12 protein-coding genes are annotated in these 13,263 nt (G+C 49.2%); 2 read left to right on the top strand and 10 right to left on the bottom strand.

Annotated elements, in window-relative coordinates:
• Window positions 1–108: 108 nt before the first annotated feature.
• The 6 genes from kynU to HP567_RS11120 form a co-directional block, all read right to left on the bottom strand.
• Window positions 109–1,389, bottom strand: a complete 1,281-nt coding sequence (gene kynU / locus HP567_RS11145) for a kynureninase (RefSeq protein WP_173608646.1) — start codon at window positions 1,387–1,389, stop codon at window positions 109–111.
• 93 nt (window positions 1,390–1,482) lie between these two features.
• Complete coding sequence (locus HP567_RS11140) at window positions 1,483–1,866, bottom strand: DUF1294 domain-containing protein (RefSeq protein WP_173608647.1); 384 nt, start codon at window positions 1,864–1,866, stop codon at window positions 1,483–1,485.
• Window positions 1,867–1,869: 3 nt separating this feature from the next.
• Window positions 1,870–2,487, bottom strand: coding sequence for a DedA family protein (locus HP567_RS11135; RefSeq protein ID WP_088906555.1), 618 nt, complete (start codon window positions 2,485–2,487; stop codon window positions 1,870–1,872).
• A gap of 177 nt (window positions 2,488–2,664) precedes the next feature.
• Entirely contained in the window at window positions 2,665–3,336 is a 672-nt protein-coding gene (locus HP567_RS11130; RefSeq protein WP_173608648.1) for a DNA alkylation repair protein, read from the bottom strand.
• Between the two features lie 40 nt (window positions 3,337–3,376).
• Window positions 3,377–5,155: a B12-binding domain-containing radical SAM protein gene (locus tag HP567_RS11125; RefSeq protein ID WP_173608649.1), complete on the bottom strand. Its 1,779-nt coding sequence runs from the start codon at window positions 5,153–5,155 to the stop codon at window positions 3,377–3,379.
• Window positions 5,156–5,276: 121 nt separating this feature from the next.
• The gene (locus tag HP567_RS11120; protein WP_173608650.1) at window positions 5,277–5,783 is read right to left on the bottom strand and encodes a MogA/MoaB family molybdenum cofactor biosynthesis protein; all 507 of its coding nucleotides are present in this window, start codon (window positions 5,781–5,783) and stop codon (window positions 5,277–5,279) included.
• Between the two features lie 174 nt (window positions 5,784–5,957).
• Between HP567_RS11120 and HP567_RS11115 the strand changes: the two genes are divergently transcribed.
• Complete coding sequence (locus HP567_RS11115) at window positions 5,958–7,400, top strand: aminotransferase-like domain-containing protein (RefSeq protein ID WP_173608651.1); 1,443 nt, start codon at window positions 5,958–5,960, stop codon at window positions 7,398–7,400.
• 88 nt (window positions 7,401–7,488) lie between these two features.
• Entirely contained in the window at window positions 7,489–8,835 is a 1,347-nt protein-coding gene (locus HP567_RS11110) for a TrkH family potassium uptake protein (protein ID WP_056496231.1), read from the top strand.
• Between the two features lie 72 nt (window positions 8,836–8,907).
• On the opposite strand, the gene leuB is transcribed toward HP567_RS11110, so the two are convergent.
• The 4 genes from leuB to ilvN all read right to left on the bottom strand — a co-directional run bounded on the left by leuB (window position 8,908) and on the right by ilvN (window position 13,263).
• Window positions 8,908–10,002, bottom strand: coding sequence for a 3-isopropylmalate dehydrogenase (leuB, locus tag HP567_RS11105; RefSeq protein ID WP_173608652.1), 1,095 nt, complete (start codon window positions 10,000–10,002; stop codon window positions 8,908–8,910).
• A gap of 79 nt (window positions 10,003–10,081) precedes the next feature.
• Window positions 10,082–11,620, bottom strand: coding sequence for a 2-isopropylmalate synthase (locus HP567_RS11100; RefSeq protein ID WP_173608653.1), 1,539 nt, complete (start codon window positions 11,618–11,620; stop codon window positions 10,082–10,084).
• Window positions 11,621–11,677: 57 nt separating this feature from the next.
• The gene (gene ilvC / locus HP567_RS11095) at window positions 11,678–12,700 is read right to left on the bottom strand and encodes a ketol-acid reductoisomerase (protein WP_088906547.1); all 1,023 of its coding nucleotides are present in this window, start codon (window positions 12,698–12,700) and stop codon (window positions 11,678–11,680) included.
• Window positions 12,701–12,756: 56 nt separating this feature from the next.
• A complete protein-coding gene (gene ilvN / locus HP567_RS11090) occupies window positions 12,757–13,263 on the bottom strand; it encodes an acetolactate synthase small subunit (RefSeq protein ID WP_047070968.1) in 507 nt (168 codons plus the stop codon).

Here is a 13,263-nt window from a genome sequence, read left to right as displayed (position 1 = left end):
TGGAATGTAGACTGTCTACAGGTACGGATAGTGTGCCCAATAATGGAAAGAAAATCCCGTAAAAGGCGTATTACAAAAGAAAAACAGGTCCAACCTAAGTCGGACCTGTTACGCAACCACCTCGCGCTTGTTTTCAAATTTTTCGTAGCTCTTCTCTAACATGATCGTTTTTAAGATCTGGACACTTTCCCAAACCTCTGTATAAGTCGTATAGAAAGCAACGGGGGCTAACCGGATGATGTTTGGGGCACGGAAGTCAGGAATTATGCCCGCTTCCTTCAATGCCTTGCATATACGTATGGCCTCGTCGTGCTCAAGGCTGACATGCCCACCCCGACGATCATCCTGCTGTGGGTTCGCAATCGTAAAACCCATGTCGGCTAGCTCCACCTCGATCAAATCCATCATGAACCGCGTTAAGCTGAGCGACTTGGCACGAAGCTTTTCCACGGACACCTCCTGGAACATTTCCAAAGAACCAAGCAGCGGGGCGAGACTCAGCATATGTGGGGTACCGATCTGGTACGCGCCCGCACTTTCACATGCATCCAGCGTATGGTCCATGTCAAATTGCTTATCCTTTTTCGAGCTGAACCATCCCGCCAATCCAGGAGTTCTGCCAAAATGCTTGCGGTTGACATATAGGCTACCCACGCTTCCAGGCCCTGCATTTACATATTTGTAGTTGCACCAGTAGGCAAAGTCCACTTCCCATTTGCTGAAGGAATGCGGGATCGCTCCTACAGAATGACATCCGTCAAACCCAATCAGAATGCCTCTCTCATGCGCGGCTGCTGTCAAGCGTTCAATATCGAGCAACTGGCCGCTGCGATACAGGACAGTAGGGAGGACAACCAGTGCGACTTCATCCGTCATCGCATCGATAATATCCTCTTCTTCGATCAGACGACCATCTCTTGACGCTACCCGAACCAAATGCTCTTCCGGGTCCAGCCCATGGAGCTTCATTTGACTCTGGAGTGCGTATATATCGGTAGGAAAATCCAGTTCAGTGGCAACGACCTTCGTCCTCTTCCCGACCGGATGATAGAAGGTAGCTGCCAGCTGATGCAGGTTGATCGTCGTAGAGCCCGTGACGATCACTTCCTCGGGGCTTGCCCCTACAAGTGCTGCGCTCATCTCTGCCAATTTCTCCGAAAAGAAAAACCACGGATGAATACCCGTTGTCCAGCCTTCCACCCCCAGCTCCTTCCAAGACTGCATCATATCCATGACGCTCTTTTCCGCTCTTTTTGACATGAGGCCAAGTGAGTTACCATCCAAATACAGACTCGAAAGCAGATAAAACTCTTCGCGATAGCTCGCGAGTTCGTCCTGTGCATCCAGTTGCTGTGCGTACGTTTTCGTCAAGGGGCTTGATTGAGACATAGCTACCTCCTCAGCTTGTTCTATCGTTACCCTTATTATAGGCTGAATTTTCAAACAAGAGAATCACATTTTCAAAAAGAAAATCCCGTGCCCCTACGACACGAGATTCTTATCCAAATATAGTTGTATTACCCAAATGACTAGGAAGATTTGCGCGATGCAAAAGAGCGGGAGCAGGATGCGAAAAGAGGTATGCTTCGTCTTATGCCGTTGAATGAGCATACCCTCCAGCGCACCAATCCCTCCTCCTAAAAATGCGACCAACAAAAGGCTCAGTTCCGGAACCCGAAAACCTTTTTCTTTAGCCAGACGCTTGTCTGCCTGCATCAGGTAATAAGCATAGCCATTCAGCAGTAAAGCTCCTCCAGCCAGCACCCAGACATTTGAATTGAAGTATCCTGCCATGAGGAGGGCCCAGCTAATCACGAGCACCAACACGAAATTGCGGCGGTGGGCAGCTAATTGTTCATGGTACATTTGTTATTCTCCTTTTGCCCGATATGCCCGATTTCCCATAAACTGCTTGCGTACAAAGAATACCACAGCCAATACAACCACGATCACCAGCAAAGCGTAGAAACCGTATTTACGGATGACTTCGATAATAGCTTCCACGTTATTACCGAATACATGGCCGAGAAAGTAAAAGGCGATGGTCCAAACCAACCCGATCGGATATGACAGCATCGCATATCGCCGGAACGTCATACCGCCCAGGCCGACCAAATAAGGTACGACATGGCGGACAACCGGAAATAGGTAGCTGATGCAGAGGGCAGTAGTTCCATACTTCTCCAGCAAGCCCGTTGATCGATTCACCGCGTTCCTCATTTTCTCGGTTTTGCACAGCCATTGCAATATCGGTTTCCCAAAGTACTTTCCAAGTAAAAAGCCAATCGTCAATCCGGAGGCAACCCCTAAATATCCCGCCAAAAAAGAATACCAAGGGTTTAACACGCCAATGGAGGCAAGAAATCCTCCTGTAGCGACAACCAGCTCATCGGGAATCGGCAAACCTACAATCCCAAGCCAAAGCATGAAAAAAATCGCTACGTAGCCGTATTGCTCTATGATGGACATTAGCAGGTCGACTTCCATGAGGCAAAATCCCCTATCCTTGCCACAGTGCGGTCATTTCTTGACATACTAGCAGCTATGGCATCGCACGATATCTGACTCTATGTATTACGTTATGAACCTCAAAAATGGTACTTGTTTATTTTGCAATAGATGTACGTATTTTATCAAGCACAGATACAACAAGCGAAAGCGACTCTATCCTGATAGATGCTTGAGCGCTTCACGCCTGGACAAACTCGCAAGTGGAGTCGCTTCTACAAATTCACGTACGGCTTTGGGATTTGTTTTCGCATACTCTCTCAACGCCCAGCCAATTGCCTTCTGAATAAAAAAGTCTTTGGAATCCGAGCTTCTTTCCACCAAGGAAAAGAGCAGCCGCTGATCTGTCTTATCCTTGTACGACAGTTGAAATAAAATCGCTGTACGTTGCAGCCACATGTTGGTTCCATTCATCCAAGCTGTCGTATTCGATACAATCAGTTCGGGATGCAAGGCGAACAATTTGCCTGTTGTATGGGAAGCCAAATAATCTACGGTATCCCACCACGATTTTGTCGTAATGAGTTCGACAACGAACGGGAGATGGTCAGGGGTGAGACGCTTTTTGGACTTCTCGAGTACGTCAAGCGCTACATACTGGTACTCTCGCGCTGGCAAATCCCACAAGGAACGAACGACCTGCTCCCAATTTTCGGGTACGCCATAATCACGAAAGATTTGTTTGGTCAGTTCTTTGCGCTGTGGTGATTTGATCCCCAGAAAAGAAAAATGATTTTTCATGTACTGCGCCATGGGGCCAGCCACAGTCGAATCACCATGTGCACGCAACCGTTCCTCGACAGCCTCCGTATACGTGCTTGCATTCATCTGCGTCTCCTCCTCCCATCCCATCTGCTCATCCGGTCATTTAGCCTGCTACTTGGACATCCTGCTTGACGACAGCAAAAGCATTTTGCTCTTCATCTTTGTACGGATAATACACGACGAGTATAAAATCTCCCTCTACAAGCTCACCGGTCTCCATCCATTTTTCAATGTCAAAGGTCACCTTGGCAGTCAGCGTGTGTTTGAAATAATCTTTTTCCAATGCTGCATGTGCCGCAAAATCATCGCGGAGTCGCTCACGCTGCTCAGTTAGCACAGCAAACGTCTGTTGCATCTCTTCCTTGTCCATGACATCCTCCCACCACAGCTTGCGGGGACGATGCTTCTGGTTGCGCAGGAAATCGAATTTCATCATGCTAAGTACATGGTCCATTCCTTCCACTTGCTGGAATTGCAAAAACTTCTGCAAACGCACGAACAAATCCTCTAATTGATGACCAATACGGCTCCAGCCTTGACTTTCCCAATAATCGCCAAATGCCTGGAAAAAGTCGAAAGCCGTTTCGAATTGATTTGCCAACAGCCATTCCACTGTATAATCCATCCGGTGCGCATTCCAGTACTTTTCCAGAATGTCTTCTACACGCTTGATTTTTTGCATGTCATCAAAGGAAAGGACGTTGTTTCCCAAAATTTCGTAAGGAGCCTCATCCATAAAAATATAGCCATGATTAGCCGCACGCGCACGAACACCTGTCCCGCGCAGCATTTTCAAAAAGCCAAGCTGAAGCTCCTCCGGGCGCAGACCAAACACGTCGTTGAAGGTTTTGCGGAAGGACGCATAATCTTCCTCAGGCAAACCAGCGATCAAATCCAAGTGCTGATCGATTTTTTTCGAATCCTTGATCTGTGTCACTGTACGCGCAAGGCGATCGAAGCGCTGAATCCGCTGAACAAGGCGGTTGGTCTCATCATTCGTGGACTGAACCCCAATCTCGAAGCGGAAAATGCCTGGAGGTGCGTTCTCTGTCAAGAAGTCGAGTACGTCCGCGCGCAAAATGTCTGCCGTGATCTCGAATTGAAAGATCGTTCCATTGTGGTTATCGATCAAAAACTGAAAGATTTCCAAGGCATATTTCTTATTGATGTTAAACGTTCGATCCACGAACTTGATCGTTTTGACGCCGTGATTGATCAAACGCATGAGATCTTCTTTTACTCGTTCGAGACTGAAATAGCGTACGCCGTCTTCAATCGAAGACAAACAGTATTGACATTTAAACGGACAGCCACGAGATGCCTCAAAATAGACGACGCGGTTGTTCAGCTCGTCCAGATGATCCGCGTAAGGGGAAGGAATGCTGTCCATCTCTTCAACTTGCGCACGCGGCATGGAAAAACGTACGTACTCCTCTTCGCGATAAGCGATTCCGGCAACATCTCGCAGGCGTGGAGGCTGCTTGGTTTGCAATGATTCCTGATACACCTGCAAAAGCTCCAAGAAGGTCTGCTCTCCTTCACCAATGCAGATGACATCGATTTCAGGATGCTTCTTCATCCATTCGTCCGCGTCATAGGTCACTTCTGGTCCGCCAAGGATAATCGGAACATCCGGGCAAATCTTTTTCAGCGTGCGCATGACACTGAGCGTCTCGCGAATGTTCCAGATATAACAGGAAAATGCAACGACATCGGGCTTGCGCTTGTGTATATCTGCTACTATATTTAACGTCACATCGTTGATGGTATACTCCACCAGCTCAATCGAAGGAAATGCTTCCTGAGCATAGCTTCGCAAATAACGCAAAGCGAGTGAGGAGTGAATAAACTTGGCGTTTAAGGTCGATAGTAAAATCTTCATGGATGGGTCTACTCTCCTTGCAAAATTCGGCACCAAAAAACCATCTGCAATCGATGGTTCAGGTCTGACCGATCTTTTTCCTTTCGTAACAGTACCATACGAGGCTAGTAACGGCAAATCGTTAACGGTTTAATTCGCGCACCACATGCCCCAGCTCCGGCACGATCAACCGATTCATCGCCAGTCGCACCGCACCTGTCGAGCCTGGCGTGGAAAAAATCATTTTCCCTTTCCGCGTCCCTGCAATCGCACGACTGAGCATCGCAGCCGAACCGATGTCTTCGGTAAAGCTCAACATCCGAAACAGCTCGCCAAATCCCGGCATTTCCTTATCGAGTAAGCCAGAAACAGCCTCAAAGGTGTTATCTCGGGGCGAAATGCCAGTACCGCCATTAAGAAGAATGACTTGAACGTCGTCATGTGCAATTCCCGCTTCGATCGCAGCAATGACCTGTACAGGCTCGTCCTTTACTATTTGATAGAGCGCTACGCTGTGACCGGCTTCAGTCAGAAGCTGCTTCATCAATTGTCCGCTTTTATCTGTATCCTCTGTGCGGGTATCGGAAACGGTAATGACCATGCATATGACTTGCTTGGGCGATAGCGCCTTGTGTTCCTGCGTACTCATCCGTATTTTCCTCATTTCTTCAATATATATCTTTTCTCATGATACCATGTTCGGGTTTCCAGTACCCTCGTCGTTCCTGAAACAATTTCTTCACTCCCTATACCCGAGATGCTTCGCTTTCCTATATAATGCTGATGACTGCTATTTTTTCGACAGACAAGGAGGCGTGCGCGAATGCCAGAGCGACCGTATTTTTCTTTTCATTTCCACAAACAATCGCACACACCGATCTATGTACAACTCGCTGAACAATTGAAAACAGCGATTTTGCGTGGTGCCTTTCTTGTAGATGGACAACAATTGATATCGCTGCGAGATATGAAAACAATTAGTGGTTGCTCGTTGGAGACAGTCAAAAAAGCATACGATCATCTTGCGTTGGAAGGCTGGCTGGAAGCTGTGCACGGCAAAGGTTATTACTTGACGCAGCTTGCTAAAGAAGCGCGTTTGGAAAATCGCCTCCCGCTCACAGATATTCCGATCGCTTCCCTGGCTGATTCCTCTCCTCGTCCAAGCGAAGAGCTGGTGAAGCGATTGCGTGGTGCTTTTTATGAGAGTCTGACTGTATTGGATGAACCGTCCGCCCAAAAGAAAATCAGACGTACACAAGCTGCCAAGGTTTTTGCTGATCACCTCGGCCGCCGGGGGCTTCCTCACTCACCTGAGCGCCTCCTGCTTTTCAATAGAAGCACGAGCGGCTTCGCCTTTCTTGCGCAGCGTGTCATGAGTGCACGTGATGTCGTCTATGTAGAGGAGTACAGCTATCCTGTATTTCTTCGACTGTTGAGCCAGTGCGGAATTACCGTTCGCCCGATTCGCATGGATGAAGAAGGCGTTTGTATTCAAGCTCTCACGGAAGAGCAGGAGCATTACCCTGCGAATTGGCTTTTGATTAACCCGCATTATCAATTTCCTACCGGTATCAGCTATTCGTTGAAACGAAAGGAAGATTTGCTCGAATGGGCGCAGAGCCACAACGTACGTCTTGTGGAAAACGACCATTATGGCGACCTCTGGTTTGAAGAACCGAGTGTTCCTTTGTACCAGATGGCTGCGCAGGCAAAAAGCCCAGTGGAGGTCTACTATCTGCATTCGTTGTCCAAAACGTTGGCTCGCGATCTACAATTGGGCGTACTGATGCTTCCTTCTGATTTATCGGATGACGAGTTGGAGCGCTATAGTCAGCTTGTTTCCATGACAGGAGCAGAGCCATCCTTGCTCGTCGTGGAATCCGCTGTTCGACTCCTCGATGATCCGTGGTTTTATGAAGAGTTTCTAACGGATCGTCGTGCTCTGTTCCAGACCCGCTTCCTGCGACTGTGGCAGGAAAAACGCCAGGCACTCCCTGATCATGCACGAATGTACCCTATTTCAGGGGGCTTAAATACGTGGATCAAATGGGGCACGCCAACCGCAAGAGCAACTGAACAAGAAGAGAGAGTCGTCGCTATTCTGCGTGAGGAAGGTCTCGAGCTGACTGGCGGTCATGCTTTTCGCGTAGCCGATGAGCCTGCCGATATTCTGCGCTGCCCGGCTGTCCGTTTCCCACTCGCTCCACTGGAAGAACGAGAGTTGAAACATTGGCTTCACCGATTGGGTGCTGCTCTTCTTCGGTAAGTTTTCCAAGGGAAATGCCATACTAAGAGATAGATTTCCCCTCTTTTCCTTTTCACTAGACTCGAAAAAAGCCGAGGTATAACCTGCTATGATTAAAAAAATCGTAGAAAAGCTTCACCTTGATCCACCAAAAACGCTGGTTCTTGGGTTTGCCTTGATTATCTTCTTGGGAGCGCTGCTTTTGACACTCCCGGTCGCTACAGTTGATGGAGTTGGTCTGCATTGGCTTGACGCTCTGTTTACAGCCACCTCTGCTACATGTGTAACAGGCTTGGTTGTCGTCGATACTGGAACGACTTTCACTACCTTTGGTCAACTCGTCATTTTGTCGCTCATCCAAATTGGCGGTCTCGGATTTATGACGTTCGCTACCTTTTTCGCACTGATTATGCGTAAAAGAATCTCATTGCGTGAACGGCTCATCCTGCAAGAATCGCTGAATCAGATGTCGATAGAAGGTGTCGTACGATTAGCCAAAATGATTCTGGTTTTTACTGCCCTTACTGAGTTTATAGGTGGAGTGCTTCTCTCTATTCGTTTTGCCTTTGACTTTCCTTTGAAAAAAGCGATCTACTTCGGCTTTTTCCATGCGATTTCTAACTTTAACAACGCTGGTTTTGACCTGATGGGCGAGTTCGCCAGCTTGACAGCCTATGTGGAGGACCCGCTCGTCAATCTCGTCGTCTGTCTGATGATCATACTTGGCGGTATTGGTTTCATCGTTGTCAGCGAGATTTACGATTATCGTCATAACCGCCGCTTGTCATTACATACGAAAGTCGTACTGACAACAACCGGTCTTTTGATTACGGCAGGGACAGTGCTTATTTTTATTTTGGAGTACAACAATCCCAAAACGTTGCAGCCCCTATCCATGATGGGCAAAGTGCTCGGCTCCTTCTATCAATCGGTTACACCCCGTACGGCAGGTTCCAACACATTGAATATCGGGGATATGTATCAGTCGTCGCTTTTCCTCCTTATTATCCTAATGTTCATCGGTGCTTCTCCTGGCTCGACGGGAGGCGGTATCAAGACGACGACCTTTGCCACACTGATTGGCGCTGTTATTGCCCAAATTAAAGGAAAAGAAGATGTCATCTTCTTCCGGCAACGCATCCTGCCACACATGGTCTACAAATCGCTGACACTGACCATGATTGCCCTGTTCATTGTACTTGTCATGACGATGGTCCTCTCGATTACCGAGACAGGAGCACGCTTTGAGATGATCCTATTCGAGGTTACTTCCGCTTTTGCTACGACCGGACTCTCTATGGGACTGACCCCTCATCTGACTCCGATCGGGAAAACGCTGATCATATTAACGATGTTTGCTGGTCGGCTCGGCCCCCTCACGATTGCCTTTGCCCTCGCACAGCGCAAACAAAAGGAGTACTTCCGCTATCCAAAAGGGAGGATCACCATCGGATAAGCCGTATAAAAATGGAGAAAACCCTGCCAAAGCACCGAAAGGATTTTGGCAGGGTTTCGTTTTGTATATGATTTATTGTTTTTGCCACTGTTTGGACAGCTCGTCGCGTACCAGTTGGCCCATCTCGATTGTACCAATCGCTTTGCTTCTGTCTGCCGCGATATCGCCAGTGCGATGCCCTGCTTCCAGCACGGACCAAACTGCGTTTTCCACAGCTGCTGCCGCTTCATCCATTCCGAGAGAAAGACGAAGCATCATCGCTACGGACAGAATGGTTGCCAGCGGATTGGCAATGCCTTTTCCAGCAATGTCAGGGGCAGAGCCATGAACCGGTTCATACAAGCCAAAGCTGCCTGCTGCCAGACTCGCCGAGGACAGCATCCCAATCGAACCAGTCAGCATCGCTGCCTGATCGCTCAAGATGTCGCCAAACATGTTTTCCGTCACGATGACGTCAAACTGTTTTGGATCACGCACGAGCTGCATCGCGCAAGAGTCTACCAACTGGTGAGACAGCTCTACATCTGGATAGTCAGCCGCTACTCGCTCGGCTACCTTGCGCCAGAGGCGGGAGCTTTCGAGGACGTTTGCCTTATCTACAGATACGAGACGCTTTTGGCGTTTGCGCGCAATGTCGAAGCCTACTCGAATGATTCGCTCGACTTCCGCTTCATGATAGATGCACTGATCTTCTGCGACTTCTCCGTTCGGACCGTCATAACGTTTTTTCTCACCGAAATAAATCCCACCGGTCAGTTCACGTACAACGATCAAGTCAACGCCAGAAACAACTTCTGGCTTGAGGGTGGACGCTTCCACCAGAGAGCTGTGCATGGTAGCTGGGCGAATATTTGCAAACAAACCGAGTGCTTTGCGAATGCCCAGCAGCCCTGTTTCCGGACGAAGATGCCCAGGATTCTGGTCCCACTTCGGTCCGCCAACGGCTCCCAAGAGCACAGCATCCGCTTGCTTTGCCAGCGTTACCGTTTCTTCTGGCAACGGTGTTCCATCTGTATCGATTGCGATACCACCGATCCGGCCTTCTTCACATGTAAAAGTGACACCTTCAAGTTCCCCTACGAGTGTAAGGACTTTGACCGCTTCCTGCATGATTTCTGGTCCAATACCGTCTCCAGGAAGAACGGCGATGCGATAATTTTTCTTCATCGTTTATCCCGCTTTTCTATACGTAATGGTTTCCGAACGCTGCTGGTTCCTATGATCCTATCCACATTTGACCCTATCTTTATATCGTTGCACTGACAGGCGTAGGCTCGCCTCGGCGCTCCATGATCTTGTTGACTGCCCGTATATAGGCAATGGCGCTTGCTTCCAGCACATCCGTACTCACACCGCGTCCTGTTACGATCAGATCGTCCTGTTGAAGTCGTACGAACACTTCACCCAACGCATCTTGCCCGTGGGTAACAGAAAGGATTTTGTAATCGACAAGGGTGACTTCTTCTCCGGTAGCGCGGTCAATCGCTTTGTAGATAGAATCAACCGATCCATTTCCACATGCAGCTTCTTCGCATACCGATCCGTCGGCACGAACCAGCCGGACACTCGCTGTCGGAACGGAAATGTTGCCGTATGCGAGCTGCACGGATTCCAGCTGGAACGCTTCAGGTCCGCGAACCATCTTGGAGTCGACTAATGCGAGGATGTCGTCATCCGTGATTTCTTTCTTCTTGTCGCACAATACTTTGAATGCTGCAAACGCTGCGTTTACCTCTTCTTGCTCCAAGTGATAACCCAGATCAACCAGCTTTTCTTTGAAGGCATGGCGGCCAGAATGCTTGCCGAGAACCAGTTTGTTTGACTTGAAGCCGACCGATTCCGGACGGATAATTTCGTACGTAGTGACCTCTTTTAACACACCATCCTGGTGAATACCGGATTCGTGCGCAAAAGCATTTGCACCCACGACTGCTTTATTTCCTGGCACGATCATCCCCGTCAAACGGCTTACCAGCTGGCTGGTCCGTGCGATTTCCTTCAAATTCAGCTTGGTCGTTGCCTGGTAGTAATCCTTGCGCGTCTCCAACGCAAGCGCCACTTCTTCCAGAGCAGCATTTCCAGCGCGCTCTCCGATTCCATTGATGGTGCCCTCCACTTGCGTAGCTCCACCCTCGACAGCAGCGAGACTGTTGGCGACTGCCATCCCGAGGTCATCGTGGCAATGACAGCTCAGGCGAATCAGATCAGTAGAAGGCACACGTTTTTTCAGCTCGCGGAAAATGTTTCCGTATTGATACGGCGTCATGTAGCCAACCGTGTCTGGAATATTTACCGTAGTAGCCCCTGCCTTGATGACTGCCTCTACAACCTCTGCCAAAAAGTCAATCTCGGTACGCGCCGCATCCTCTGCGGAAAACTGAACTTCCGTAAAATACTTTTTCGCATAGGTGACCGCTTCCACCGCCCGAGCAAGGACTTCTTCCTTGCTCATGTTCAGCTTGAACTGACGGTGAATCGGAGATGTTGCGAGAAAGACGTGGAGGGAAGCGTTTTGTGCGTTGCGAAGCGCTTCGTATGCCTTATCCATGTCGTCTTTTACGGCACGAGCCAGACTGACGACGGTTGCATTCTTCACCCGTTTTGCAACTTCGGCCACAGACTTTTGGTCACCTGGGGAGGCAGCAGCGAAGCCCGCCTCAATTTTGTTTACGCCCAGCTTCTCGAGTTGAAGGGCGATCTCCACCTTTTCGTTCGTGCTAATATTGACGCCCGGAGACTGCTCCCCATCGCGCAGTGTCGTATCAAAAATCTCAATGGTCCGCATGAACTTTTCACCTCCACATTTTTCCCTACATTATATATGCGTTTTTTACACACCTATTTATTGACCGATTTTCACTTCTTCTTTTTTCGTATCTTTGTTGATCCAAGACATCATGCTGCGCAGTTGCTCCCCTACTACCTCGATGCCATGCTCGGACTCCAGGCGGCGACGGGAAGTGAAGCCAGGACGGTTTGCTTGGTTTTCCAAGATCCAATTGCGAGCGAATGTACCGTCTTGGATTTCAGCCAGTACTTTTTTCATTTCTTTGCGCGTTTCGTCTGTGATGATGCGACGACCTGTGCTGTAGTCACCGTACTCAGCAGTGTCACTGATGGAGTAGCGCATACGAGCCAAGCCACCCTCGTACATCAGATCAACGATCAGCTTCAGTTCATGCAAGCACTCGAAGTAGGCGATCTCAGGAGCATAACCTGCTTCCACCAATGTATCGAAGCCTGCTTTTACCAGCTCGCTTGCTCCACCGCACAATACTGCTTGCTCACCGAACAGGTCAGTTTCTGTCTCTTCACGGAAAGAGGTTTCGATTACGCCAGCTTTTGTGCAACCGATACCGCTGGAGTAGGCGAGTGCGAGATCTTTCGCGTTGCCAGTTGCATCTTGGTACACGGCGATCAAACCAGGTACGCCGAAGCCTTCTTGGTATACGCGACGAACCAGATGGCCCGGGCTTTTTGGAGCTGCCATGATTACGTCTACATCAGCTGGTGGCACGATTTGCGCGTAGTGGATGTTGAATCCGTGAGAGAAGCACAGTGCAGCGCCGGATTTCAGGTTTGGAGCGATCTCGTCGCGATATACTTGTGCTTGGCGCTCATCTGGCATCAGGATTTGAACCACGTCAGCGCGTTTGGTTGCTTCTGCTACAGTCAAAACTTCAAAACCGTCTTTCGCTGCCACATCCCAAGACTTCCCTGGACGAAGACCCACCACTACTTTATAACCGCTGTCGCGCAGGTTTTGTGCTTGTGCATGACCTTGGCTACCGTAACCGATGATTGCGATTGTTTTCCCACGCAGTACCTCTTGTTTTACGTCCGCTTCATAATACATTTTTACCATTTGTGTAGCCTCCCTAAAAAAGTTTAGTTTGAATTTTTATTCTGAAATTTGGCAATTTAAACCGTTGCTGCGGCTGTTGCTGGAACAATACTGCGCGCCATCGCTACTGAACCTGTTCTTGTCAGTTCAATAACGCCGTAGCTTTGTAATAGTACGAGCAGCGCATCAATCTTTTCGGTGTCACCCGTTACTTGCACGATCAGTGAGCTGGGGCCCACATCGACGATCGCGGCACGGAACGGCTCGACAATTCCATTTAACTCTGCCAACTGGCTGGGCGATGCCGTCACCTTAATCAGCGCCAGTTCCCGTGATACAAAAGGGTTCTCACTGAGATTCGTCACCGAGATGACATCGATCAGCTTGTGCAATTGCTTCATGAGCTGATTGATTTGGCGGTCATCTCCCCCGGTTGTAATGATCATCCGGGAAAGCCCCTGTTCTTCCGTGCCCCCCACCGTAATGCTGTCGATGTTGAAGCCGCGTTGGCCGAACAGTGTCGCCACTCTGGTCAAAACGCCTGGTTGGTCGTTGACGAGTACGGAAATGGTATGTTGCTGCAT

The sequence above is a fragment of the Brevibacillus sp. M2.1A genome (genome assembly GCF_013284355.2).
Taxonomy (GTDB): domain Bacteria; phylum Bacillota; class Bacilli; order Brevibacillales; family Brevibacillaceae; genus Brevibacillus.
This window is presented reverse-complemented; position numbering and strand designations above follow the sequence as displayed.